We start from the raw sequence: 23,693 nt of genomic DNA on the forward strand, positions 1-23,693 counted from the left end.
ATCGGGTGATTTTCGCGGCCCCGACGGCCGGAGTCCGGTAGCGTTGGGCCCATGACGAGGATTGTTTACTACACGGCCAGCACGCTCAACGGCTTCCTTGCCGATGCGGACAACTCCCTCGCCTGGCTCTTTGCCGTCGACGACGCCGGCGCCCCGGACATTGCGGCCTTCATGGAAGGCATGGGCGTCTTTGTGGAAGGCTCCACCACCTACGAATGGGTGCTGCGGGAGGAAAAGCTGTTGGAGAACCCGGAAAAGTGGCCGCAGTACTACGGGAACAGGCCCACTTACGTTTTCACGTCCCGCGAACTGCCCGTGCCCGACGGCGCCGACGTGCGGTTTGTCCGTGGATCCGTCGCTGACGCCCTGCCGGAAATTCTGGTGGCCGCCGGCGAATTGGACGTGTGGGTGGTGGGCGGCGGCGGTGTTGCCGGCCAGTTCCTGGACATTGGCGCGCTGGACGAACTGGTCATCACCGTTGCCCCCGCGGTCCTGACAGGCGGCGTCCCGCTGCTCCCGCGCAGCTTGGGCCCGGACCGCCTGGAACTGCTCTCTGCAGGCAGGCACGGACAGTTCGCGCAGCTGACATATGGTGTGCGAAAGATGCCGGCCGCCGCAGATGCCCCCACAATGACGCAGCCGGCAGCCTCCACCCCGGCGGAGCGGTCGTGAACCTCTCGGCGGACGGGCTCCGGGCGGCGGCGCTGACATTCCCCGGCGCCTACGAGGACTTTCCATTCGGCCCGGAAACCTCCGTATTCAAGGTCAAGGCGCCCAGCAGCGGCGGTGACAAGTGGGCGGGAAAGGTGTTTGCACTGGGCGACCTCAACCTGCAAGCGCTGTCCATCAGCCTGAAGTGCGATCCCCTGCTGGCTGCGCAGCTGCGCACCGCCAACCCGGGCATCATCCCGGGCTACCACCTGAACAAGCGGCACTGGAACACCGTTGACTGTTCCGTGGTGGCCCCGGACATGGTGTTGGACATGCTGGAGGATTCCTACGATCTGGTAGTGGCAGGGCTCTCGCAAAAACAACAAATTGCCTTGGACTGGAGTACCCGTGTTGCAAAAAAATAGCCGAAGCGGCTTGAACTACCCGGAGTTGGGCAGGACCCGCCTTAATGCCGAAGAGCCCACGGGCTCCGGCTCGTGGCCGGTCGGCTTTGACCACGTGGACCGGCAAATCCGGGTAGGCGCGGGCGACGCCGCGTTCAAGGCGCTGGCCGAGGGCATCATGACGTGGCAGATCCAGCGGCGGGCGGGCCTGCGGGTTACTGCGCCGCCACGGGCCGTGGTCGGGGCGCGGGTGGTGAGCGGGTTCGGCGTCGGCGATCTCCGGCTGCCGGTTCCGTGCGAGGTGGTCTGGGCGCTGGAGCCCACCGGCGTGCTGCGCAGCGACGGCACCGAAGTGGATCTGGCCGGGTTCGGCTACGGCACGCTCCCCGGGCATCCGGCGTTGGGCGAGGAGGCTTTTTTGGCCATGAAGGCGTCCGACGGCGGCGTGTACTTCCGTCTCCTGGCCTTCAGCCGGCCTTCGGGACTGTTGTTCAGGCTGGGTTCGCCGGTCACGAAGCTGACCCAGCGCAACGTCACCAGGTCTTACCTCCACGCCGCCAGGTCACTGGTGTCTTAAATAGCCGTTAAATCTGTGTTGCAGTTGTTGGACCAAATACGGGTGAAATCACCGATTTTGGTCCAACAACTGCAACATAGACGGGGGAACGTCAGCCGAAGTACTTCGGCAGCGTCCCTTCGTGGGCCTCGCGGAGTTCGTCCAGCGGGGCGGTGAACAGGCCCTGCACGTCCAGGGCGCCGCCGGCCGCGTCCACTACGCCGATCCGGGAGACCGGGAAGCGGCGGGCGGTGCACATGTCGTTGAAGCGGACCTCTTCGCTGCGCGGGACGGACACGATGGCCCGGCCCTGCGTCTCGGAGAACAGCAGCGTGAAGATGTCCACGCCGTCCCGCGCGGCAACCTCGTCCAGGGCCACGCGGGCGCCGGCGTTGTTCCGCAGCGACGACTCCACCAGCGCGGCCGCCAGGCCGCCCTCGGAGAGGTCGTGCGCGGCGTCGATCATGCCGTCGCGGGAGGCGTTGATCAGGATCTCTCCCAATTCCCGTTCGCGCTTCAAGTCAACCTTTGGCGCGGCGCCGCCCAGGTGCCCCCGCAGGTTGGCCCATTCGGAGCCGTCCAGCTCGGCGGCCGTGGTGCCCAGCAGGTAGATGGCCTGCCCGTCCTCGGCCCAGCCCGACGGCGTGCGGCGGGCGACGTCGTCGAACTTGCCCAGGACGGCGACCACGGGGGTGGGGTGGATGGGAGTGGTCCCGGTCTGGTTGTACAGGGAGACGTTGCCGCCGGTGACCGGGATGCCCAGTTCCATGCAGGCGTCGGAGAGGCCGCGGATGGCCTCGGCCAGCTGCCACATGACGTCGGGGTCCTCGGGGGAGCCGAAGTTCAGGCAGTCGGAGACGGCCATGGGGATCGCGCCGGAGGTGGCGACGTTGCGGTAGGCCTCGGACAGGGCCAGCTGGGCACCGTGATACGGGTCCAGGAAGGTGTAGCGGCCGTTCGCGTCGGTGGCCAGGGCGACGCCCAGTCCGGTTTCCTCGTCCACGCGGATCACGCCGGCGTCGTCGGGGAACGCCATGGCCGTGTTGCCACCCACGTAGCGGTCGTACTGGTTGGTGATCCAGTCCTTGGAGCACATGTTGGGGGAGGCGATGAGCTCCAGCACCGCGGCCTTGAGCCCTTCCGCCGTCGACGGGCGGGCGGCGTCCTGGACGGAACCGGTGAAGGTGTCCGCCTGCAGGGCGTCCTGCCATTCCGGGCGGGCAAACGGGCGGTCGTAGACCGGGCCGTCGTGCGCCACGGTGCGGGGGTCGACGTCGACAATCACTGCGCCTTCCCACTTGATGATCAGGCGGCCGGTGTCGGTGACCTCGCCGAGCCAGGAGTACTCCACTGCCCACTTGTCCATGGCGGCCTCAAACGCGGCCACGTTTTCCGGGGAGACCACGGCCATCATGCGTTCCTGTGACTCCGACATGAGGATCTCGCCCGGGGTCAGGGTGGGATCGCGCAGCAGCACGGACGTCAGCTCGACTTCCATGCCGCCGTCGCCGTTGGAGGCCAGTTCCGAGGTGGCGCAGGAGATGCCCGCGGCGCCCAGGTCCTGGATGCCTTCCACGAGGGAACCCTTGAACAGTTCCAGGCAGCACTCAATGAGCACCTTCTCGGCGAAGGGGTCGCCCACCTGGACGGCGGGGCGCTTGGAGGGCTTCGTGGAATCGAAGGACTCGCTGGCCAGCACCGAGGCCCCGCCAATGCCGTCGCCGCCGGTGCGTGCGCCGAACAGGACCACTTTGTTGCCCAGGCCGGAGGCGTTCGCCAGGCGGATGTCCTCGTGGCGCATGACGCCCACGGCCAGCGCGTTGACCAGCGGGTTGCCCTGGTAGACGGAGTCAAAGACCATCTCGCCGCCAATGTTCGGCAGGCCCAGCGAATTGCCATAGCCGCCGATGCCGGCCACCGCGCCGTGCATCACGCGGGCCGTGTCCGGGTGGCCGATCGCGCCAAAGCGCAGCGGATCCATGACGGCCACAGGGCGTGCGCCCATGGAGATGATGTCGCGGACAATGCCGCCAATGCCGGTTGCGGCACCCTGGTAGGGCTCCACGAACGACGGCGAGTTGTGGCTTTCGATCTTGAACGTTACCGCCCAGCCGTCCCCGAGGTTGGTGACGCCGGCATTTTCGCCAATGCCCACCAGCATGTCCTTCTTCATTTCCTCGGTGACCTTCTCGCCAAACTGGCGCAGGTGGTTCTTGGAGGACTTGTAGGAGCAGTGTTCGCTCCACATGACCGAGTACATGGCGAGCTCGGCGCCGGTGGGGCGCCGTCCCAGAACCTTCACGACGTCGTCGAATTCGTTTTGCTTCAGGCCCAGCTCGGCCCAGGGCAGCTGGACATCCGGGGTTACGGCTGCATTTTCAACAGTGTCGATGTTGAACTTCTTCGTGGAAGTTTCGGACATTTAGTTGCCTCCCAGAAGCGTGTTCAAAACAGACGTAAAGAAGCCCAGCCCGTCGGTGCCGGTGTGGCCGGGGCCGTAGCCGGCCTCCACGGCGTGTTCCGGGTGCGGCATGAGGCCCACCACGTTGCCGGCGGCGTTGGAGATGCCGGCAATGTCGCGGCGCGAGCCGTTCGGGTTGCCGCCCACATAGCGGAAGGCGACGCGGCCCTCGGCCTCGAGGGCATCGAGGGTCTTCTCGTCGGCGATGTACTGGCCGTCCTGGTTCTTCAGCGGGACGGTGATGTCCTGGCCGGCCGAATAGGCGTTGGTCCAGGCGGTGGTGTTGTTTTCCACGCGGAGCACCTGATCACGGCACAGGAACTTCAGGTGGTCGTTCTTGATCATCGAGCCGGGAAGCAGGTGCGCTTCGGTGAGGATCTGGAAGCCGTTGCAAATGCCCAAAACGGGCAAAGGATTCGAGGATGCGGCGCCTGTAGCTGCCTTGATGATGGTGGACATCAGCGGGGCAAAGCGGGAAATGGCCCCGGCACGCAGGTAGTCGCCGTAGGAGAAGCCGCCGGGGATGATGACGGCGTCCACGCCACCCAGGCCGGAATCGGCGTGCCAGAGTTCCACGGCCGTGGCGCCGGAGACGCGCACGGCGCGGATGGCGTCGCGGTCATCCAATGTGCCGGGGAAGGTGACCACGCCGATGCGGGCGCCTGCCAGACGGGCATCCACGGGCGCCAGGGTGGCACCGCCAATCAGGGGAGTTTCAGTCATGGCTGGTCCGCCACAACTTCCACGTTGACCACATCTTCGATCACCGGGTTGGAAAGCATCGTTTCCGCGGCCTCGCGGGCCTGGGCCAGGATCTCGTCCGTCACCTCGCCGTCAACGGTCAGTTCAAAGCGCTTGCCTTGGCGGACGGCGGAGAATGCGGTGAATCCCAGACGGGGAAGGGCACCAACAATGGCCTTTCCCTGCGGATCAAGGATTTCGGGCTTGAGCATGACATCGACAACGATCCGGGGCATCCGTTGGACTCCTGTTTGAAAAAAGGGGGTGGCCACGGATTGCCGTCTTACGCCGTCCTTGGCCAGGCCAAAGAGAACCTGAACGATGAAGCGCTCCGCGAGCTTGCAACTCCATTCTACCGAGTGTTTGCAAACTCCCGGAATCCACCGGTGACGGGGCATGGGCGGCCGTGCCACGGCGCAGCCAGCTTCCAGACTTGCCGACCTGGCGTGACCGTCCAGGCGCATGGGACTTGGGCGCGAAACACGGCTTTGCGTGTGAAACACGACTGAGAGTTGGGACAGACACTACCAATGTGATCCATCACATAGTACGGTGGTAGCACGTCCCACCTCCCAGGACGTGGGGACTGGGTATCTTGGGCGGGATGTGCTTTCGTCCACTTCTTTACGGCCAATGAGGGCCGCCCGAAAGGATCACATGAAGTCCACCGACAAATTGCGCCGATGGAAGAGCGGGCCGGGGATAGCGGCAGCGGGCATGTTGAGTGCAGGCCTGCTCGCCACCATGGTTTCGCCAGCCCTTGCCACTGTCCCAGCCACTGTCCCAGCCACCGTCCCAGCCGCCGCGCAGGCGCCCGCATCGGCACCCAGCTACTCCGAACAGGTGCTCGCCAGCAACGGCGACAACGCCATTGACCCAGTGCTGGGCAAGTACTACCGCATCCCGGCCCTGGCGGACCTGGGCAACGGCGTGGTGCTGGCCGCCTACGACGGCCGCCCCGATGGCGGGGACTCGCCGTCGGCGAATTCCATTGTGCAGCGGCGCAGCACCGACGGCGGCAAGACCTGGGGTGCGCCCAGCTACGTGGCCCGCGGCCAGCTCGCGGCCGCAGGAGCGCTCCGGTACGGCTTCAGCGATCCAAGCTATGTGGTGGATAAGGAAACCGGCACGGTCTTCAACTTCCACGTCTACTCCAAGGACCAGGGCTTCGCCGGCAGCACCTTCGGCAACGACGACGCCGACCGCCAAGTCATCAGTACGGAAGTTTCCGTCTCCACCGACGGCGGGCTCAGCTGGTCAACGGATCCGGCCAACATCCCCGCGCCGCCCGTCCCCTCCACCTACCCGGCCGGATCCGCCTATGCCGGCTTTGCCGGTCCGCTGGCCACCACCGTGGCCAAGCCCGCTGGAACCACGGTCAACGGCGTGGCCAATGTGGGCGGGGTCGCCGGAATGTTCGCTTCCTCCGGAGAAGGCATCCAGCTCAAGTACGGCCAGTACAAGGGCCGGCTGATCCAGCAATTTGCCGGCAAGGTCAAGCAGGCCGACGGCAGCACGGTCATCCAGGCCTACAGTGTCTATTCCGACGACCACGGCAGGACTTGGCAGCGCGGGGCCTTCGTGGGCACAGGAATGGATGAAAACAAGGTCGTTGAGCTCTCCGACGGACGGGTCATGCTCAATTCGCGTGACAGCGCCAACGGCGGCGGCCGCAAGGTAGCAATCTCCACCGACGGCGGCGCCACGTACGGGGCCGTTCGCTACGACTCCGCACTGGTGGACCCCACCAACAACGCAGGCATCACCCACATGTACCCCGACGCCGCCGAGGGGTCAGCCGCGGCCAAGGTGCTGCTGTTTTCCAACGCCAACAACCGCTCCAGCCGTTCCAACGGCACTGTCCGCTACTCCTGCGACAACGGCGCCACCTGGAGCGCCGGCAAGCAATTCAAGTCCGGCGCCATGAGTTACTCCACCATTACTGCGCTTTCCGACGGCACCTTTGGCGTGTTCTACGAAGGCGACAACAACACCATGACTTTCGGCAAATTCAACGCCGACTGGATCAATGCGTTCTGTGACGCCGGCCTGACGGCCGTGCCCGTCACGGGCGACAACGGAGCCACGGTGTCTGCTTCACTTACCGTCACCAACACGTCCGACGCACCGATTGAGGGAGCCACGGCAACGTTTGCCCCGCAGACAGGCTGGGAGTTTGGTTCCACGCAGCTTCCCACCATCCCCGCGGGCGGACAGGCCGTGGTTTCCGTTCCCGTGACCATCCCGGCCTACGCCAAGGCAGGCAGCACCAGCATCACAGCCCGGGCCACGGTGCTGGGCCATGTGCTGAGCGCCTCGGTCCCCGTCACGATCACCGGTGGCGCCACGGAGACCATCGTGGGTGCCACCATCACCGGCGCCCGCAATGATGCCGGCCGGGACCTGGCCACAAGCCCCTACGGGGCTGGTGATTCCGTGCCGTATTCCTTCGCCGTGGCCAGCACCGGCAACATCGCCGAATCCGTGGTGCCGCAGTCCGGCAACGTGGCACCCTTCCTGCCGCCGGGCGCCGGCAACTGCCGGTTCATGACCCTGGCGGTCTGGGGCAGCTACAACTGCACCACGCCCAAACACGTGGTTACCGCCTCCGAAGCCGCGAACGGCTTCTTTGTCCCGGTGACCACCTGGCAGGTCACCGGCACAGGTGCCACCACGCAGAACTACACCGTCACCGGTGACGAGGTGGATTTGCTGGTGCGCAAGCCCGCACTGTCCGGCACGGCGGCCGTCGTGTGGGACGACGCCGACGGCAATGGATTCGCCAACACCGGTGACACCGTCACCACCACAGCCACGGTGACCAACTCCGGCAACGTGACACTCACGGACGTGGCGGCGGCCGGCGTCGGCTCTTCCACCGAGGCATTGGCGCCCGGGGAGTCGGCCACCTTCACCGCGACACGGAACGTTACGGCGGCGGAACTTGCCGCCGGCGAAATCCACGGCACTTCCGTTGCGGCCAGCGGGCACAACGGCGTCCGGACGGCCAGCGCCGCATTGGCACTGGCGGCCCTGCAGCTTCCGGTCGTCCCGGCCGAGCCGGCCGGCACTCCCGCCGTGGACCGGGCGAACCTCAAGGGCCAGCCGCCCGTCGACCTGGGGCTGGATGCCGGCAAGTACAGCGTTGGCGACACCGTCACCGTGCACGGCGCCCCCGCCAACCAGTGGGGCTACGTCTACCTGAACCAGCACGGGCAGCGGTTCGGCTGGTTCCTGGCCGACGCGAACGGAACCATCACCTTCACGGTCCCGGCCGGCACCAAGAACGGCAAGGACACGCTGGTGCTCCTGGACAAGGACGGCGAAAGGGTCTCCTTCGGGTCCTTCCACGTCACCCCGTAGCCAATGAAGCAACTGTAGCTTCGGCTTCAATCACGGAGGCTGCCTGTCTTGCGGCGGGCAGCCTCCGGCCTTCTGCTCGATAGGTTTAACGCATGGTTTCAGTTGCGGCCCAGTGGTCGGGAATGTTCAGGGTTGATTCGGATTGCGGCGGCGCGCAGCGCTTCGTTCGCCTGGACGCGTCCGGCTACCTGCCGCCGTCAACCGGCGGACTGGCCAACCGCGCAGCCATGGCCGCAGGAATCCGGGCCGGCTGGCGCGCCGGCAGCGGCACCCTCAGGCTTGAGGGGGAGGGTTCGCCCGACGCCGCACCCTATGACGTGCTGGTCAACGGAGAGCTGGCCCACCGGCTGCCCGCCGCGGGCGAACACTGCCACGTCGTCGAACTGGACGTACCGGTCCCCGATTCACTGGTCGAGGTGTGGCTGCCGCACTTTGGCGACTTCCGCCTGAAGGCGGCCAGGTACGACGGCGTTGGCGCGGTGCCTGCCACGGAGTCAGGTCCGCGCTGGCTCAGCTACGGCAGTTCCATCACGCACTGCCAGCAGGCCGACGGTCCCACCCAGACGTGGCCGGCGCTGGTGGCCCGGCGCAACGGCTGGCAGTCGTTCAATCTGGGGCTGGCGGGGGAATGCCAGCTGGATCCGGTGGCGGCGGACACCATCGCCCAAACCCCGCTCGAGCTGATCTCCCTCTGCGTGGGCATCAACAGCTACAACGCCGCAACGTTCTCCGAACGGACTTACGCGGGCGCCATCCATGGCTTTGTCGCCACCATCCGCCGCGCACACCCGCACGTGCCGATCGCGGTGATCACGCCGGTGCTGTCCCTGCCGCGGGAGGACAAACCCAACGCCGTCGGCTGGTCCCTGGCTAACTACCGGCGGGCCACCGCGGACGTCGTGGCGCAACTGCAGCGCAGGGGCGATGCCTGGATCCACCTGATCGACGGCGCCGCGGTGTTCACCGCGCAGGAGGCGCTCGAGCGCCTGCCCGACACCCTGCACCCGGACACCGCCGGTTACGCCCTCATGGCCGCCCGGCTCGCACCCCAACTCGCCGCCATCCTCCGGCACTAACAAACGCTCCCTCGGGGCTGTATCAGTGAACGCTCCCTCGCTTCACTGAGGGAGCTACGGGGGAAGGCCACCCGAAGGTGAGGGAGCGCCGGGGTGGTGGGTTCCCGCCGTCGTGCTTTGCCTCCGTCAGCGCGGCTCCGAAGCCGCCGCCGTGTCGAGCACTCCCAGCGCTGAACGCAGCCGGCCGCGCAGCACTGCGGCCTCGGCGCTGAAGGACCGCTGGTGGGCAACGTAGTCGGCCTTGCCGGCAGCCGTCTCAATGGGAATGGGTGGATAGCCCCACTCGGCCAAGTCATACGGTGAGGCCTGCATGTCCATGGCCCGGATCCGCCACGACAAGTCAAAACAGTCCATGACCAGTTCGCTGGGCAGCGCGGGCGAAAGCTTGTACGCCCACTTGTACAGGTCCATGTTCGCGTGCAGGCAGCCGGGCTGTTCCAGATCCCGCTGATTTTCACGCGTGGGCGTCAATTCGTTGAGTCCTGTGGCCTGCGGCGTGTAAAAACGGTAGGCGTCAAAGTGCGTGCAGCGGATCCTGTTCTCCTCCACCACCGCGTCCGTGCCGGCGGAGCCCAGCCGCAGTTCCAGATAGTCGTGCCGGACCGCGTTGGTCTCCTGTTGGTAAACCATGGCCCATTCATGCAGGCCAAAGCAGCCAAACTGAGCGGGGCGCGCTGCCGTCCTTCCCAGGATTATGCGGGCAAAATCGACGGCTTCCCTCCGCTTTTCCATGAACGCTCCGGCGTCAAGCACGACGCCGGCACCCGGGCGGGGTGCCCCGGGAACCCGGGTGTCGCCGTCGTGCCCGGCCGACGGGGAAGTGCGGTAAAACTTCCACTCCAGGCGCTCCGCAGCCCCCGTCCCCTGCAAAACGACGCCCGCCCCCGGGTGCCAGCGGCGCAGCTGGCCGGGCTTTTGCGTGTAATAGGTGAACAGGAAGTCCTCCACCGGATGCTTCAGGCCGGCGGAGCGGCGCGCCAGGTAAGGGGCGGCGTAGCGGTCCACACGTTCCCGGTATGCCGCCTCGCGGGCACGCCACGTGTCCTGGTCAAGATGTACAAGGCCGGCGGGTTCCGGGGCAGCGCCTCCTTCGGCGGGCTGCTGTAGCGGCGTGGCGGAGGAGGTCATGCGTTCAATTATCAGGCATGGAGCTGTGCGTGGGCGGGCGGGGCATCGTCCGCGCGGGTGGCGGCGTCGATCAGCGCCATCATGGTGTGGTGCAGGGCTGAGGCGGAATCGCGGTCCAGGCCCAGGCGAGACAGCATGGTGCCTGGCACCGACAAGGCTTTTTCACGCAGGGCGGCACCGGCGGGGGTGAGGTCCACGGCCAGGGCGCGCTGGTCCGCCGCGGAACGGTGCCTGCTCACGTAGCCCAGTGCTTCGAGGCGCTTGAGAAGTGGCGAAAGGGTGGCCGGTTCCAGCAACAGGGCCCCGCTGATGTCCTTGGCCTGGCGAGGCGCCTGTTCCCAGAGTGCCAGCATGACCAGGTATTGCGGGTGGGTCAGCGAAAGCTCGGCTAGCACAGGCTTGTACGCGGCGACCACGCTGCGGGAGGCGACGCTGAGCCCAAAGCAGAGTTGGCGATCAAGGCGCAGGTCGTTGTCCTGGACGGTCACGAATTCCTCCCAAAGTCAGTGGGCCGAAAATTAGTTAGTGCACTAATCAACAGGGTACTATGAATCCCATCGTTGCCCACAACCTTGAAGGATTTCCCATGTCAGACGAACGTCTGGTCCACAGGTTCATGCGCCTGACCGGCCGCCTGCGTACGATCTTCGGCCCGGCCCACAGCAGCCCGCTGGACCATGAGATGACCGATGAAAACAAGGCGCTCCTGGCCCGGCAGCAGGCCGCGGCGGCGCAGTGGGCCACGGTTACGCGCGCCGACGGGACCACGTATCTGGTTCCGAAGGACCCCACCGACCAGTCCCTGCGCTAGCCGCCGCTTTGGCGTCCAAGGCCGATAATTAGGACATGTTTTTATTATCTTTTCGAGCGGGAGTCAACTAAGATGGTGGGATATCCATCACATCGGGTTGAGTGTGGAGAGGAGATGTTGATGATGGCAAGCGGCGACAAGTTCGTTACCAAGTTCATGCATGCGACGGAAAAGTTCCAGACGGTCTTCGGTCCCGCCGACCAGGGCGACATGGATGCTCCCGTGGTGCATCGGCACGACGCCTTTGAGGACGAAAGCGACGATGAGCTGGCACACATGGAGCAGCGGACCGATTCGGACGGGCATCACTACGCCATTCACAGGAATGAAGAACCCGTGGAATGAGGCCGGGTGCAGCGCAGAAAGGTGTCCGCCGCGGAACATGCGGCAGGCACCCTTTTTTGCGTCAACTCTTGCGTCGGGCGGCGAACGCTAGCGCCCGGTGCCCCCGTATACGGTGGCTTCGTCTTCGCCGTCGAGCCCGAAGGCCTGGTGCACTGCGCGGACCGCCGTGTCCAGCAGGTCGGCGCGGGTGACGACGGAGATGCGGATCTCGGAAGTGGAGATCAAGTCGATGTTCACCCCGGCGTCGGACAAGGCCTGGAAGAAGCTGTAGGACACTCCCGGGTTGGAGCGCATCCCGGCGCCGATCAGGGACAGCTTGCCGATCTCGTCGTCGTAGATCAGGTCCTCAAAACCCACATCCAGCTGCCGGCCGCGCAGGGCCGCCAGCGCCTCCTCACCTTCCACCATGGGCAGGGTGAAGGAGATGTCCGTCTTGCCCGTGCCCTTCGTGGAGATGTTCTGCACAATCATGTCGATGTTCGAGTGTGCGCCGGCAATGATGCCGAAGATCATGGCGGCCTTGCCGGGGATGTCCGGCACGCCAACAACGGTGACCTTGGCTTCGGACCGGTCGTGCGCCACGCCGGAGATGATGGGCTGCTCCAAGGCAACTCCTTCTGTGAACTTGATTTTGTCGTCGGGGCTGGGCAGCACCCAGGTTCCTTCATTGTCGCTAAAGGAGGACCGCACATGGATGGGCAGTCCGAAGCGGCGGGCGTATTCCACGCAGCGCAGGTGCAGGATCTTGGCGCCCGAGGCAGCCATTTCCAGCATCTCCTCGCTGGAGATCTTGCTGATCTTCTGGGCGCTGGAGACGACGCGCGGATCGGCCGTGTAGACGCCGTCGACGTCGGTGTAGATCTCGCAGACGTCGGCGTTCAATGCTGCGGCCAGGGCGACGGCCGTGGTGTCGGAACCGCCGCGGCCCATGGTGGTGATCTCATGGGTGGTGCGGCTCATGCCCTGGAAGCCGGCCACAATGGCCACCTTGCCCTTGTCCAGGGCCGTGCGCACGCGGTGTGGGTCCACGTCGATGATGCGGGCCTTGCCGTGGATGCCATCGGTGATCATGCCGGCCTGGCTGCCCGTGAACGACTGGGCCACGCCTCCCTGGGCGCTGATGGCCATGGCCAGCAGCGCCATGGAAATGCGTTCGCCAGCAGTCATGAGCATGTCCAGCTCGCGGGCCGGCGGGTGCTCGGCCACTTCCCTGGCAAGGTCCAGGAGTTCGTCCGTGGTGTCGCCCATCGCGGAGACCACCACCACCACCTCGTGGCCGGCGTTCTGGGTTTCCACCACGCGGCGGGCAACACGGAGGATGCCCGCGGCATCGGACACGGACGATCCACCGTACTTTTGGACGATCAAGCTCATGGGTGCACACTCATCGGCTAACCTAACGCAACATCTTCAAAGTTCTTTCGCTGCCGTTCGCTCCCGAACAGCGCCACGCGCGCGGCCGGTGCGGCATATTTGGCGCGGAGGGCAGTTGAAGCAAGTTTAGCCCCGGGCCCTGCCGATCTGGAATTGGGAAGTCCACATGACGGACACCCGACCACCGCCATCCGGCCGCTGTGGGTCCGCCGGCCCTTTGTGGAAAGTCCGACGACGGGATGATGCCTTGGGCGTCCGTCCCACCCTAGGATGGGGCAAAGGCCCGCCCGGGGCCGCTTGGGGAAGGTGCATCGTGGCACGTGATTTGGAAGCATTTAACGGGCTTTCCGCTGTGGGGGTCTCGCGCCGCTTTGGCGCAGTCCACGCAGTGGCGGGCATGGACCTGCGGGCACCTGCCGGGGAGGTCACGGCCCTGATCGGGCCCAACGGTGCCGGCAAGACAACGCTGCTGTTAATTCTGGCTTCGCTGCTGGCGCCGGACACCGGCACGGTGCGCATCATGGGGGTCGACCCGTCCAAGGACCCGTCGGCGGCCCGGGCCAGGATCGGCTGGATGCCGGACACCCTTGGCGTGTGGGATTCCCTGACCGCCCGCGAGATCCTCACGCTCATGGGGAGGTTCTACCGCCTGCCCAAGGCCGCCATTGCCGGCCGGGTCACCGAACTCCTCGATCTGGTGAACCTTGCGGACCTTGCAGACCAGCACGCCCGGGTACTCTCCCGCGGCCAGCAGCAGCGGCTCAGCCTGGCCCGGGCGCTGATTCACGATCCCGACGTGCTGCTTCTGGATGAACCGGCGTCCGGACTGGATCCTGGATCGCGGGTGGCACTGCGCCACATCCTGCGTGGGCTGGCGGCGCAAGGGAAGGCCGTCGTCGTCTCTTCACATGTCCTCGCCGAGCTGGACGAAATCGCGGATCGGGCCGTGTTTGTCAACGCCGGACGCTCCGTCCTGGCCCAAAGCGTGGAGCAGGCCGCAGCCCAGGGGCGCCGCTACGCAATTTCCGCACTGGACCCGGCAACACTACCCGCGGAGCTGGCCAGGCTGGGCGTGCAGTTTGAGAGCGGCAGCGGCCGGCGCGGCTCCGTGACCGTGATGGTGGGAACGGAACGGGATTCCGCGCAGCTGCTGGCAGATCTGGTGCGGGCCGGCGTGGCGGTCACCGCCTTTGCCCCGGCCGCCGGGGCCTTGGAAGAAACCTACATGAGCATGGATGTGGAGCAGCGATGAGCACCGAGGTGGAGGGGCCGGGCCCAACGCCGGGCACAACGGACGCCGGCAGGCATGCGGGCGGCCTTGGTGCCTACTGGGAAGGCATCAGCGCCGTGGTCGCCCTGGAAGTGCGGCAGCGGCTGCGTTCGCGCGGCTGGTACATCCTGCTGGCCATCTGGGTGGTGGTCATTGGCTTTGTGACGGCATTGACCTGGTCCAGCTGGAAGGTGCAAGTCCAGGCCCAGGGCGATTTTGGCGTGGTGGCGCCGGGCGCCGCGGGTCAGGCCCCGGGGTCGCTGATCTTTGAGATTGTGCTGGCCTTCGTGCTGCTTTTCGGGCTGTTGGTGGCACCGGCGTTCTCCGCGAACGCCGTCAACGGCGACCGTGCGGGCGGCACCTTGGCCATACTTCAGGTGACGCTGCTGCGCCCGGGGCAAATACTGTGGGGAAAATTTCTGGCGTCCTGGCTTGCCGGCCTGGCGTTCCTGGTGGTCAGCATTCCGTTCCTTCTGTTCGGATTCCTGCAGGGCGGGCTGGGCATGGGGCACATCCTCGTTGCCCTGCTGATGATGGCGGTCGAATTGGGGGTGGTGTGCGCCATCGGGGTGGGCATCTCCGCCCTGGCCAGCCGTCCCTTGTTCTCCATAGTGGTCACGTACCTGGTGGTGGCCGCGCTGGGGGTTGGCACGCTAATCGCCTTCGGACTGGGATCGCTGGTCAGCCAAGGGACAGTCCAGGCGAACCAGGCCTATTACAAGAACACGTACGTGCAAGAGGGGTCTGGCGGTTCCGACCCCGCCCCGGGCTACCCGGAAATGCCCAGCGGCATCACAGACCAGAACAACGACTATGCGTGTTACGGACCCCTCACCGAGCAGCAGGCCGTCCGGTCCGACCGGGTGGCGTGGCTGCTCGGCATGAACCCGTTTGTCGTGGTGGCGGATGCCATCCCGTACCCGGACAGGTCCACGCAGGGCTCCTACTCCCAGGGTGTGTTCGAATCCATCAGCCAGGGCGCCCGCTACGTGCAGGCGGGGCCGGATGCAACATACCAGTGCGCGGGAGGCAAGATCACGCCGTTGTACCTTGGCCAGAAGGCACCGTTGTGGCCGCTGGGCCTGGGACTGCAGCTGGCATTGACCGCCGGAATACTGGCGCTCGGGTGGCGGGCACTGCGCACCCCGGCCGGGAGGCTGCCGAAAGGCACCCGGGTCGCATAGCTCCCGCGACCGCCACGCCGTCAGGATCTGTGTTGCAGTAGTTGGACGAAAAAGCGCGTCGAAAGCGCTTTCCGGTGCAACTACTGCAACACAGATGTGAGGACTGTTTAGGAGACGGACACTTTTGCCCGCGGCGCCCGCATCAGCACGACGTCGTCGGGGATCTGGCGCACGGCACCCTTGTCGGCGCTGGTGGCCATGGAGGCGTAGGCGCGCAGGGCTGCAGAGACCTCGCGCTCACGGCCAACAGGCTGGTAGCCGGTGGTGGATTCGAGCAGGTCACGGCGCTCGTCCAGCTCAACCGGGTCCACCAAAAGTTCCAGGGAGCGGTTGGGGATGTCGATGCGGATGATGTCGCCGTCCTGGACCAGGGCGATGGTGCCGCCGGCGGCAGCCTCGGGGGAGACGTGGCCGATCGACAGGCCGGAGGTGCCTCCGGAGAAGCGGCCGTCGGTGATGAGTGCGCAGACCTTGCCCAGGCCCAGACCCTTCAGGAATGAGGTGGGGTAGAGCATTTCCTGCATGCCCGGGCCGCCGCGGGGGCCCTCGTAGCGGATGACCACCACGTCGCCGGCCTTGACTGTCTTGCTCAGGATCTTTTCCACGGCTTCGTCCTGGGACTCGCAGACCACGGCCGGGCCCTCGAACGTCCAGATGGACTCGTCCACGCCTGCGGTCTTGACCACGGCGCCGTCAATGGCGATGTTGCCGCGCAGCACGGCCAGCCCGCCGTCCTTGGAGAACGCGTGCCCAACATCGCGCAGACAACCCTCGGCGGCGTCGATGTCCAGGGACGTCCACTCGGCCGACTGTGAGAATGCGGTGGAGGAGCGCTGGCCGCCGGGTGCGGCAGTCCAGAGAGCCTGGGCGGCTTCGGTGGCCTTGCCGCCGCGGATGTCCCAGTCGTCCAGCCATCCGGTGAGGTCGCTGGAATGGACGGAGCGGACGTTCGTGTGGAGCAGCCCGCCGCGGTTCAGCTCCCCCAAGAGTGCGGGGATGCCGCCGGCGCGGTGTACGTCCTCCATGTAGTACGTCTTGTTGCCCGCTACGTTCGGGGCCACCTTGGCCAGGCACGGCACTTGGCGGGACTTCGCGTCGATGTCCTCGAGGTCGTACTTCAGCCCTGCTTCCTGTGCTGCGGCAAGCAGGTGCAGGATCGTATTGGTGGAGCCGCCCATGGCGATGTCCAGGGCCATGGCGTTGTCGAACGCCTCGAAGCTGGCGATGGAGCGCGGGAGGACCGACTCGTCGTCGTCCTCGTAGTAGCGCTTGGCGATCTCAACGGCGGTGGCACCGGCGCGCTCGTACAGCTCCTTGCGGGCGGTGTGCGTGGCGAGCAGCGAGCCGTTGCCGGGCAACGACAGGCCGATCGCCTCGGTCAGGCAGTTCATGGAGTTGGCCGTGAACATGCCGGAGCAGGATCCGCAGGTGGGACAGGCGTTTGCCTCGATGAGGTCGATGTCGGCGTCGGAGATGGAATCATCCACGGCGTCGGAAATGGCGTTGACCAGGTCCAAGGTGCGGATCGAGCCGTCGGTCATGGTCACGCGGCCGGCTTCCATCGGGCCGCCGGAGACAAACACGGTGGGGATGTTCAGGCGCAGGGCCGCCATGAGCATGCCGGGGGTGATCTTGTCGCAGTTGGAGATGCACACCAGCACGTCGGCACAGTGGGCGTTGACCATGTACTCCACGGAGTCGGCGATGAGGTCGCGGGAGGGGAGCGAGTACAGCATGCCGCCGTGGCCCATGGCGATGCCGTCGTCCACGGCGATGGTGTTGAATTCGCGGGCGATGGCGCCGGCTTTATGGATGGCGTCGGAGACGATGCGGCCCACGGGGGCGAGATGCGTGTGGCCGGGGACGAACTCCGTGAAGGAGTTGGCGACGGCAACGATCGGCTTGCCGATGTCGGACTTGGCGACGCCGGAGGCCATCATGAGGGCGCGGGCGCCTGCCATGTTGCGGCCGTGGGTGACGGTGCGTGAGCGTAAAGGAGGCATGGAACCAGTTAATCAGCTGGGTGCCTGCCGTGGAAGACGGTGGCGGTACTAGTAGTGGCAGTGCTAGATTTACGTAGGTGAATGAAGAACGACGCCGGGAGCTGGGACAGTTCCTGCGCGACCGCCGCGCCAACCTGGTCCGTGCCGAACTGGGCCTGCCGCCCATTGGCCGCAGCCGGACCTTGGGTTTGCGGCGAGAAGAGGTTGCCGCGTTCGCGGCCGTCAGTGTCACCTGGTACACGTGGCTGGAACAGGGGCGGGACATCAATGCCTCGCGCCAGGTGCTTGAGTCGATTGCCCGCGTGCTCCGGCTGACCGCCGCCGAGCAGTCCTACCTGTTGGCGATGGGCGGATATGCCCCGGTCCCCCTGGCGGAGGTTGCGCCAATCGAGGCAGCGCCGCCGCACCTGCAGGCCCTGCTGGACGCCCTGGATTTTCCGGCGTTTGCCGTGGCCCCGGACTGGGGGATCGCCGGCTGGAACACTGCCTACACGCTGTTGTATTCGCGGATTGCCGAGGTGGGCACGGCGGAGAGGAACCTGCTGTGGCTGATTTTCACGGATCCGCAGCTGCGCCGGATGCTGCCCGACTGGGAAGAGACGTCGCGGCACTTTGTGGGCGAGTTCCGGGCTGAGTCGGGGCCCCGGCTGGGATCGGCCGCGCATGCCTCGTTGGTGGCCAGGCTGCAGGGCGCAAGCCCGGACTTCGCGAAGATCTGGGCCGAGCGGGGTGTCGAGGGGTTTGCCTCACGGCAGCGTGTCTTCCTGCATCCGGGCGTGGGCGAGCTGGTTTTTGAACAGCACCGGCTGGTGCCCTCGGAGGCCCCGGAACTGCATTTTGTTCTCTATGCGCCCACGCCGGGCACCCCCACCCGTGAACGGCTGGCAGGGCTTTCGGCGCGGTAGGCCCGGCCTACGTCAGCGCGTTGCGCCGGCCCTCAAAGGCCCGGCCCAGGGTGACCTCGTCGGCGTATTCCAGGTCGCCGCCCACGGGCAGGCCGGAGGCCAGACGCGTGACGGCGATGCCGATGGTTTTCAGCATCCGCGAGAGGTAGGTTGCCGTGGCCTCGCCCTCCAGGTTGGGGTCGGTGGCGATGATGATTTCCTCGATCCGGCTGTCGTTGAGCCGGGTCAGCAGTTCGCGGATGCGCAGTTGGTCCGGGCCAATGCCGGCAATGGGATTGATGGAGCCGCCCAGCACGTGGTACCGGCCCTTGAAGGCACGGGTGCGCTCTACGGCCATCACGTCCTTGGACTCCTCCACCACGCAGATGACCGTGGGGTCCCGGCGTTCATCGCGGCAGATGTTGCAGGTTTCGGACTCGGTGACGTTGCCGCAGATGGTGCAGAATTTCACCCGTTCCTTGACCGTGATGATGGAACGGACCAGCCTCTGCATGTCCTCGGTGTCCGCGTCCAGGATGTGGAACGCAAGCCGCTGGGCGGATTTGGGGCCGATGCCCGGCAGGCGTCCCAGCTCATCGATGAGCTCCTGAACTGCTCCCTCGTACACTTTTGGCTCATTTCTACTGGTTCAAAATCTGGGTTGGACAAACGCGGTGGCTGGGATTAGAAGCTGCTGCCGTTCAGCGGTTTTTCCTCGATGAGCGCTCCGCCAAGAATACGCTCCACGGCAGCCTGGCCGGCCACGCCCGACTCCTCAATGGTGACGTCGTCCGGGCTGGGTACGTCTTCCACATAGGGGACGTTGGCCGTCCGTGCCGGCGCCTGGGTTCGCCCGGCCCGTGCCTCCGGACTGTTGGACAGGCGCTGGTACATGCTGATCTTTTCGCCGGCGCTTTGGGCAGGCTGTTCCGCAGCAGCGTTCGACGCCGTTCCTGGGGACACTGTTGCCGCACCTTCCTGTACCGGGCTGGCGGGCGTCTGGGCGGACGGCTGGCCACCATCCGCCAGCGCGGCTCCCGGCAGGCCGGGATCCGGACGAGTGGTGCCCGGATGGGCTGCACCGGGGGCGCCGTTGCCGGCACGGGCACCGTCCGGCGAGGGAACTCCTGAAGGGGAAGCGACTGATGTGGAACTTCCCGACGGGGAAGCGGCTGAAGGCGAAGTGCCCGACGGGGCTGCCGCCGGCTGGGCCCAGTCCGGGGCGTTTGCCGGGGCACCCCAGCCGGGGTCGGCCACATTGTTACGCGACGGCCCTCCCAACGAGACGCCCCAGTCCTGCGGGGACTCCTGCTGTGGGGTTGGCTGCGCGTTTTGCTGGGCCTGCGCGGCCAGCAGCTGGCTGCGCCGCGGCGCAGCCTGCTCCTCGGAAGCGGACGCGGGGGCGTCGGGCTTATTGTCCTCGGGCAGGTCCCACCCCGAGGTCCACGCTGAAATGGGCGACACCTTGGGACGGTACGGGGCGGCCGCCTGGACCGGCTCCGGTGCTGCCTGGCTCGGCTCAGGGGCCGGACTCCCTGTCCCAACTGCCGGGGGCTGCGCCGGTGCGCCGGTTGCCGCCTGCTCCTTGGATGCCGGCGCAATGTCCGGGACATCACGGCTTGGTCCCGGCGCCTTCGTTTCGGAATGCTGGACCGCCACAGGCGAATCTCCGGTGCCCCGCGGTGATCCCTGGATTTGTGCGTGGCCGGACACCGGTGATGCGGCGCCCCGGTCTGATCCGCCGTCGGCTGGAGGGCCTGACGTTGAATATGCCGGGGCGGGTTCCGCCCAGTCGCCGTGTGGGGGCTCGTTCACCCAGCTGGGCTCTTCCGGAATGGGGCCGTCCCATTCTGAGAAGCGCGCGCTGGGGTGCGGCTGCAGAGTTGCCGGGACGTTGATGGCCTCCGGCGCAGAGTTCGGCGCAGATTGGGACGGCAGAGCCGACGGGACGTCGGCAGCAGCGGCTAGTGCTGGAGCCGCAGCATTGGGTGTTGGTGTTGGTGTTGGTGTTGGTGTTGGTGTTGGGGTCGCCGTCGTTGTCGCAGCGTGGGCCGGTGCTTCCGCCGGGCCGACGGCGCGGGCCGGTGGCTGTGCCCGTTCGGCGGCGGGTGCAGTCTCCGGTGCCAGCCCAGCGGCGGGTGCAGCCGCGGGCGCGGAGGCGGCAACCGGGGCGGATGCGGGTGCCTGCCGGTCTGGCGCGCCGCCGGCCGGAACGGCACCGGATGGCGGCCGTCCGGCCCCGCCGGTAAGCCGCGGGTCAGCCAGTCCTTTTGGGTTTGGCTCAGCGCTCGATCCCGGGTTCGGTGCGTCCCCGGTGATTGGATCAAGCTGGCAGGTGATTCCCAGAGTGGTGTGAATGGCCTGGCGCAGGTTCTCGGCATGGCCGCTGTTGTTGAATGTCTGGATTAGCGCCGTGGTGGGCAGCGCCACCCGCAGCGTCTCCCCGTCAAATGCGCGGGGTACCACGTTTTGGTTCACCATGGCCCAGGACACCTTGCGGATGTTGCTGAGGTTGGCCAGGATTTCGGGCCACGCACGGCGGATGACTTCGATCCCCGTGGTCCCGCCGGCGGCCTGGCCGGCTGGGGCGGCGGCATCTTGGGGTGCTGGCGTTGCGGGCTTTGCCGGCGCGGCGGGTTCGGGCGCATGAACCGGGGTCGGGGCGTCTCCGCCCGGCCCCGCCACGGCGTTCGTTGCGGCGGGGACAGCCTGCGTGGCGTTCGATGCTGCGGGCCCGGCCGGGATGGCAGGCGGAGCTGCGGAAGCCGCGGGTTCCAGATCATCCCACGTGGGTGTCCGGTTTGGTGCCGGCGCCGCAGGGGACGGGGCTGAAGTCGGGCTGACATCAGTGGTCGTCGCAGCCGTGGGCGGGGCGCCGGACGGTTGCGTGGCAGGGAGCAGCGAGGCCGGCTCAGGGGTGGCCTGGACCGGAGCGTGCTGATCCGGCGCGTCCTGGGCCCCTGCCGCCGGCGGCTGCGCGGCAGGATCGGACTGCTCCGCCGATCCCGGGTTGTCGTCCTGCTCCGGCGATCCCGGGTTGCCGCCCTGGTGGCGGCTGGCCACCTGTGCCCCTGCTTCGGCCTTGGCCTTCGCGAGCTGGGCGCGGACCGCAGCCAGCCCGCCGCCCTCCGCAACCGGGCGCGTGTCCGCAAGGGACGGCGTCGTGCTGGGAGAAAGGTCAGCCGAAGGCCCGGCGGCCGCGGTGGCGGGCGCCTCCGTTGTGGTCGGTGCGCCGCCGTAATTGAGACGGCGTTCCATCTGATCAAGACGGGCCGCCATGCCGCGGGCAGAGGTGTCCGCGCCGGGCAGCAGGAGGCGGGCGCCGAGCAGTTCCAGGTGCAGGCGCGGAGAGGTGGCGCCGGTCATCTCGTTGAACGCGGTGTTCGTGACGTCGGCTGCCCGCGAGAGTTCGGCAGCGCCCAGCTGGGCGGCCTGTGTCTGCATGCGGGCAATGAGCTCATCCGGGGTGCCGCGCAAAATGGCGTGGGCGCTTTCCGGCATGGCCTGGACGATAATGAGGTCGCGGAAGCGCTCCAGCAGGTCCTCAACAAAGCGGCGGGGATCGTGACCGGTCTGGATGACGCGGTCCACGGACTTGAACACAGTGGCGGAATCAGCGGCAGCCAGTGCCTCCACGACGTCGTCCAGCAGGGACGCGTGCGTGTAGCCCAGCAGGTCAACGGCGAGATCATAGTCAAGGCCTGCGGCGCCTGCGCCGGCCATCAGCTGGTCCAGCACCGATAGCGAATCACGGACGGACCCGCCGCCGGCGCGGATCACCAGGGACAGCACCCCCGGGGCCACGGGCACATTCTCCTGTTCGCACAAGTGTGCCAAATACGCCATGAGCGGCTCGGGCGGCACCAGCCGGAATGGATAATGGTGCGTGCGCGAGCGGATGGTGCCAATGACCTTGTCCGGTTCGGTGGTGGCAAAGATGAACTTGATGTGTTCCGGCGGCTCTTCAACAATCTTCAGCAAGGCATTGAATCCGGCCGAGGTGACCATGTGGGCCTCGTCAATGATGAAGATCTTGTAGCGGTCCCTAATGGGGGCAAAGGTGGCGCGTTCACGAAGGTCTCGGGCATCGTCCACACCGCCGTGGCTGGCGGCGTCAATTTCAATGACGTCCAGTGAGCCGGTGCCGCCGCGGGCCAGTTCAACGCAGCTGTCGCAGCTCCCGCAGGGATGGGAGGTGGGCCCCTGGGCGCAGTTCAGGCAGCGGGCCAGGATGCGCGCCGAGGTGGTTTTGCCGCAGCCGCGCGGACCGGAGAACAGGTACGCGTGGTTGACCCTGTTCTTCTCCAGGGCGGCCATCAGGGGCGCGGTCACATGCTCCTGGCCGATCACGTCCGTGAAGGAGTCGGGACGGTATCGGCGGTAAAGGGCTGTTGGTGCGCTCACAGATAAAACCCTATCTAATCTGCCTGACAAAGTGCCGGTCGCTGCTGCGGATCGGGCGGATCTGGGGATAAGTCCGGGAAAAAGTAAAGACCCCCCATGCACCCGCCAGAGCCCGCTTACCCTTGCTACCTTCCGGTCCTGGGGGAGTTCACAGGGTGACGCCACATGAGGGGCCGGGAATCAGCTTACCCGACGGAGCCGGGACGGGCGAATCCGTTCCAGGGGCGCTGAACGCGCGCGGACCATATCAATTTCAGGACCGTGGTGGTACGTTCGGCAAAGAAGGGGCGCCTCATTAATAGCCACGATAAAAGCCCCGGGCCGCCCCGCCGCCCGAGGCCATGAGGAGAGGTTGGATCGAAAATGATCTACGGAATCTTTCAATGGGTGTTCTTGGCACTTGCGTTCATTTGCGGCATTTCCGCACTGGTGCGCATTGAGTCCTACTCCACCCACAGCACCCAGCGGGTGCACCACCACTCCGACCAGCAGGCGGTCCTCTGGATACTGACCACCGTCTTTGCCGTGGCCGGATTCGTGGCTGCCGTCCTGGCAGTGCGCCACGGACTGAGGTAACCGTGCGGGTTGGCGGCGGGCCAGGACTTTCAGCTGTCGCACGGCAACACGAATATTTCAATGTCCGAAATATACGGAGGTAAATGTCACACTCGCGTGACAATGTTGTAAAGTTCTGAATGCACGCCACCCGCGGAGGGAGCACCGCGGCGGTGTGCAGGGAGGGACACCTTGGGTGTCCGTCCCCCGCAAGAAGGTCTGCCTTCCGATGGACCGCAAGGAAGATGAGGGTAGTAGGGCTTGAACGGGGCCCTACTACCCTTATTTCCTGGCTCTCCGGGGTGCGATTCGTGACTTGGGCATTTCGTCAGGTACTCTTGAACCTGCCGTGTTCGCCACGGCAAGCTGGAGGATTCGCCTAGCGGCCTATGGCGCACGCCTGGAACGCGTGTTGGGTTAACGCCCTCGGGGGTTCAAATCCCCCATCCTCCGCCACAAAAAGTAGTCCCGGACTTGCGTCAG

At 66.4% G+C, this 23,693-nt stretch carries 20 protein-coding genes, 1 tRNA gene and 1 other RNA gene; 12 read left to right on the forward strand and 10 right to left on the reverse strand.

All coding sequences use genetic code 11. From position 1 onward, the window contains the following. Positions 1 to 51 precede the first annotated feature (51 nt). From CVV68_RS00075 to CVV68_RS00085, 3 genes are read left to right on the forward strand one after another with little or no spacing between them, the layout of a single operon-like run. Entirely contained in the window at positions 52 to 672 is a 621-nt protein-coding gene (locus CVV68_RS00075) for a dihydrofolate reductase family protein (RefSeq protein WP_110498977.1), read from the forward strand. Further along, positions 669 to 1,076, forward strand: coding sequence for an MmcQ/YjbR family DNA-binding protein (locus CVV68_RS00080; protein WP_110498978.1), 408 nt, complete (start codon positions 669 to 671; stop codon positions 1,074 to 1,076). Before CVV68_RS00075 ends, CVV68_RS00080 begins: the two co-directional genes overlap by 4 nt. A 10-nt stretch (positions 1,077 to 1,086) precedes the next feature. After that, positions 1,087 to 1,632, forward strand: coding sequence for a DUF1990 domain-containing protein (locus tag CVV68_RS00085; protein ID WP_245933242.1), 546 nt, complete (start codon positions 1,087 to 1,089; stop codon positions 1,630 to 1,632). A gap of 91 nt (positions 1,633 to 1,723) precedes the next feature. Here the strand turns inward: CVV68_RS00085 and purL are convergent, their stop codons facing one another. Genes purL through purS form a run of 3 tightly spaced genes read right to left on the reverse strand, consistent with a single transcriptional unit; the run spans position 1,724 to position 5,049 of the window. Further along, entirely contained in the window at positions 1,724 to 4,033 is a 2,310-nt protein-coding gene (gene purL, locus CVV68_RS00090; protein WP_110498979.1) for a phosphoribosylformylglycinamidine synthase subunit PurL, read from the reverse strand. Then, complete coding sequence (gene purQ, locus CVV68_RS00095) at positions 4,034 to 4,795, reverse strand: phosphoribosylformylglycinamidine synthase subunit PurQ (RefSeq protein ID WP_110498980.1); 762 nt, start codon at positions 4,793 to 4,795, stop codon at positions 4,034 to 4,036. After that, positions 4,792 to 5,049, reverse strand: a complete 258-nt coding sequence (gene purS / locus CVV68_RS00100; protein ID WP_110498981.1) for a phosphoribosylformylglycinamidine synthase subunit PurS — start codon at positions 5,047 to 5,049, stop codon at positions 4,792 to 4,794. Before purS ends, purQ begins: the two co-directional genes overlap by 4 nt. 421 nt (positions 5,050 to 5,470) lie before the next feature. On the opposite strand from purS, the gene CVV68_RS00105 reads away from it, so the two are divergent. Together CVV68_RS00105 and CVV68_RS00110 are read left to right on the forward strand one after the other, a co-directional pair. Next, the gene (locus CVV68_RS00105; protein ID WP_110498982.1) at positions 5,471 to 8,176 is read left to right on the forward strand and encodes an exo-alpha-sialidase; all 2,706 of its coding nucleotides are present in this window, start codon (positions 5,471 to 5,473) and stop codon (positions 8,174 to 8,176) included. 92 nt (positions 8,177 to 8,268) lie between these two features. Continuing rightward, a complete protein-coding gene (locus CVV68_RS00110; RefSeq protein WP_110498983.1) occupies positions 8,269 to 9,252 on the forward strand; it encodes a GDSL-type esterase/lipase family protein in 984 nt (327 codons plus the stop codon). A 126-nt stretch (positions 9,253 to 9,378) separates the two neighbouring features. Here the strand turns inward: CVV68_RS00110 and CVV68_RS00115 are convergent, their stop codons facing one another. Then, positions 9,379 to 10,380, reverse strand: coding sequence for a 3-methyladenine DNA glycosylase (locus CVV68_RS00115; RefSeq protein ID WP_110498984.1), 1,002 nt, complete (start codon positions 10,378 to 10,380; stop codon positions 9,379 to 9,381). Between the two features lie 11 nt (positions 10,381 to 10,391). Continuing rightward, the gene (locus tag CVV68_RS00120; RefSeq protein WP_110498985.1) at positions 10,392 to 10,868 is read right to left on the reverse strand and encodes a MarR family winged helix-turn-helix transcriptional regulator; all 477 of its coding nucleotides are present in this window, start codon (positions 10,866 to 10,868) and stop codon (positions 10,392 to 10,394) included. 98 nt (positions 10,869 to 10,966) lie between these two features. Between CVV68_RS00120 and CVV68_RS00125 the strand changes: the two genes are divergently transcribed. Then, entirely contained in the window at positions 10,967 to 11,191 is a 225-nt protein-coding gene (locus tag CVV68_RS00125; RefSeq protein WP_110498986.1) for a hypothetical protein, read from the forward strand. A 114-nt stretch (positions 11,192 to 11,305) separates the two neighbouring features. Then, on the forward strand, positions 11,306 to 11,536 hold the full coding sequence (locus tag CVV68_RS00130; RefSeq protein ID WP_245933243.1) for a hypothetical protein: 231 nt from the start codon (positions 11,306 to 11,308) through the stop codon (positions 11,534 to 11,536). Between the two features lie 87 nt (positions 11,537 to 11,623). Here CVV68_RS00130 and CVV68_RS00135 read toward each other — a convergent pair whose 3' ends face one another. Next, entirely contained in the window at positions 11,624 to 12,910 is a 1,287-nt protein-coding gene (locus tag CVV68_RS00135) for an aspartate kinase (protein ID WP_110498987.1), read from the reverse strand. Between the two features lie 313 nt (positions 12,911 to 13,223). Between CVV68_RS00135 and CVV68_RS00140 the strand changes: the two genes are divergently transcribed. After that, the gene (locus CVV68_RS00140) at positions 13,224 to 14,162 is read left to right on the forward strand and encodes an ABC transporter ATP-binding protein (protein ID WP_245933244.1); all 939 of its coding nucleotides are present in this window, start codon (positions 13,224 to 13,226) and stop codon (positions 14,160 to 14,162) included. Next, positions 14,159 to 15,364, forward strand: coding sequence for an ABC transporter permease (locus CVV68_RS00145; protein WP_110498989.1), 1,206 nt, complete (start codon positions 14,159 to 14,161; stop codon positions 15,362 to 15,364). Before CVV68_RS00140 ends, CVV68_RS00145 begins: the two co-directional genes overlap by 4 nt. Before the next feature lie 107 nt (positions 15,365 to 15,471). Here CVV68_RS00145 and ilvD read toward each other — a convergent pair whose 3' ends face one another. Further along, entirely contained in the window at positions 15,472 to 17,367 is a 1,896-nt protein-coding gene (gene ilvD / locus CVV68_RS00150) for a dihydroxy-acid dehydratase (protein ID WP_110498990.1), read from the reverse strand. Positions 17,368 to 17,444: 77 nt separating this feature from the next. Here ilvD and CVV68_RS00155 point away from each other — a divergent pair, with 77 nt between their 5' ends. Further along, the gene (locus CVV68_RS00155) at positions 17,445 to 18,272 is read left to right on the forward strand and encodes a helix-turn-helix transcriptional regulator (RefSeq protein ID WP_110498991.1); all 828 of its coding nucleotides are present in this window, start codon (positions 17,445 to 17,447) and stop codon (positions 18,270 to 18,272) included. A 7-nt stretch (positions 18,273 to 18,279) separates the two neighbouring features. Here CVV68_RS00155 and recR read toward each other — a convergent pair whose 3' ends face one another. The 3 genes from recR to ffs all read right to left on the reverse strand — a co-directional run bounded on the left by recR (position 18,280) and on the right by ffs (position 22,833). After that, positions 18,280 to 18,879 carry a recombination mediator RecR gene (recR, locus tag CVV68_RS00160; RefSeq protein ID WP_110498992.1) on the reverse strand — a complete coding sequence of 200 codons (600 nt, stop codon included), beginning with the start codon at positions 18,877 to 18,879 and terminating at the stop codon, positions 18,280 to 18,282. Between the two features lie 56 nt (positions 18,880 to 18,935). Beyond that, the gene (locus CVV68_RS00165) at positions 18,936 to 22,655 is read right to left on the reverse strand and encodes a DNA polymerase III subunit gamma and tau (protein ID WP_110498993.1); all 3,720 of its coding nucleotides are present in this window, start codon (positions 22,653 to 22,655) and stop codon (positions 18,936 to 18,938) included. Positions 22,656 to 22,737: 82 nt separating this feature from the next. Continuing rightward, positions 22,738 to 22,833: signal recognition particle sRNA small type (ffs, locus tag CVV68_RS00170), an RNA gene on the reverse strand. A gap of 185 nt (positions 22,834 to 23,018) precedes the next feature. Between ffs and CVV68_RS00175 the strand changes: the two genes are divergently transcribed. Together CVV68_RS00175 and CVV68_RS00180 are read left to right on the forward strand one after the other, a co-directional pair. Continuing rightward, a complete protein-coding gene (locus tag CVV68_RS00175; protein WP_110498994.1) occupies positions 23,019 to 23,231 on the forward strand; it encodes a hypothetical protein in 213 nt (70 codons plus the stop codon). Between the two features lie 347 nt (positions 23,232 to 23,578). Continuing rightward, a tRNA-Ser gene (locus tag CVV68_RS00180) sits at positions 23,579 to 23,666 on the forward strand. The last annotated feature ends 27 nt before the right edge of the window (positions 23,667 to 23,693 follow it).

It is taken from the genome of Arthrobacter livingstonensis (genome assembly GCF_003219815.1).
Taxonomy (GTDB): domain Bacteria; phylum Actinomycetota; class Actinomycetes; order Actinomycetales; family Micrococcaceae; genus Specibacter; species Specibacter livingstonensis.

Coding starts and splice junctions, on each gene's coding strand:
- CVV68_RS00075 (WP_110498977.1), top strand. CDS start 52: ATGACGAGGATTGTTTACTACACGGCCAGCACGCTCAACGGCTTCCTT.
- purL (WP_110498979.1), bottom strand. CDS start 4,033: ATGTCCGAAACTTCCACGAAGAAGTTCAACATCGACACTGTTGAAAAT.
- purQ (WP_110498980.1), bottom strand. CDS start 4,795: ATGACTGAAACTCCCCTGATTGGCGGTGCCACCCTGGCGCCCGTGGAT.
- purS (WP_110498981.1), bottom strand. CDS start 5,049: ATGCCCCGGATCGTTGTCGATGTCATGCTCAAGCCCGAAATCCTTGAT.
- CVV68_RS00105 (WP_110498982.1), top strand. CDS start 5,471: ATGAAGTCCACCGACAAATTGCGCCGATGGAAGAGCGGGCCGGGGATA.
- CVV68_RS00110 (WP_110498983.1), top strand. CDS start 8,269: ATGGTTTCAGTTGCGGCCCAGTGGTCGGGAATGTTCAGGGTTGATTCG.
- CVV68_RS00115 (WP_110498984.1), bottom strand. CDS start 10,380: ATGACCTCCTCCGCCACGCCGCTACAGCAGCCCGCCGAAGGAGGCGCT.
- CVV68_RS00125 (WP_110498986.1), top strand. CDS start 10,967: ATGTCAGACGAACGTCTGGTCCACAGGTTCATGCGCCTGACCGGCCGC.
- CVV68_RS00130 (WP_245933243.1), top strand. CDS start 11,306: ATGTTGATGATGGCAAGCGGCGACAAGTTCGTTACCAAGTTCATGCAT.
- CVV68_RS00135 (WP_110498987.1), bottom strand. CDS start 12,910: ATGAGCTTGATCGTCCAAAAGTACGGTGGATCGTCCGTGTCCGATGCC.
- CVV68_RS00145 (WP_110498989.1), top strand. CDS start 14,159: ATGAGCACCGAGGTGGAGGGGCCGGGCCCAACGCCGGGCACAACGGAC.
- ilvD (WP_110498990.1), bottom strand. CDS start 17,367: ATGCCTCCTTTACGCTCACGCACCGTCACCCACGGCCGCAACATGGCA.
- CVV68_RS00175 (WP_110498994.1), top strand. CDS start 23,019: ATGATCTACGGAATCTTTCAATGGGTGTTCTTGGCACTTGCGTTCATT.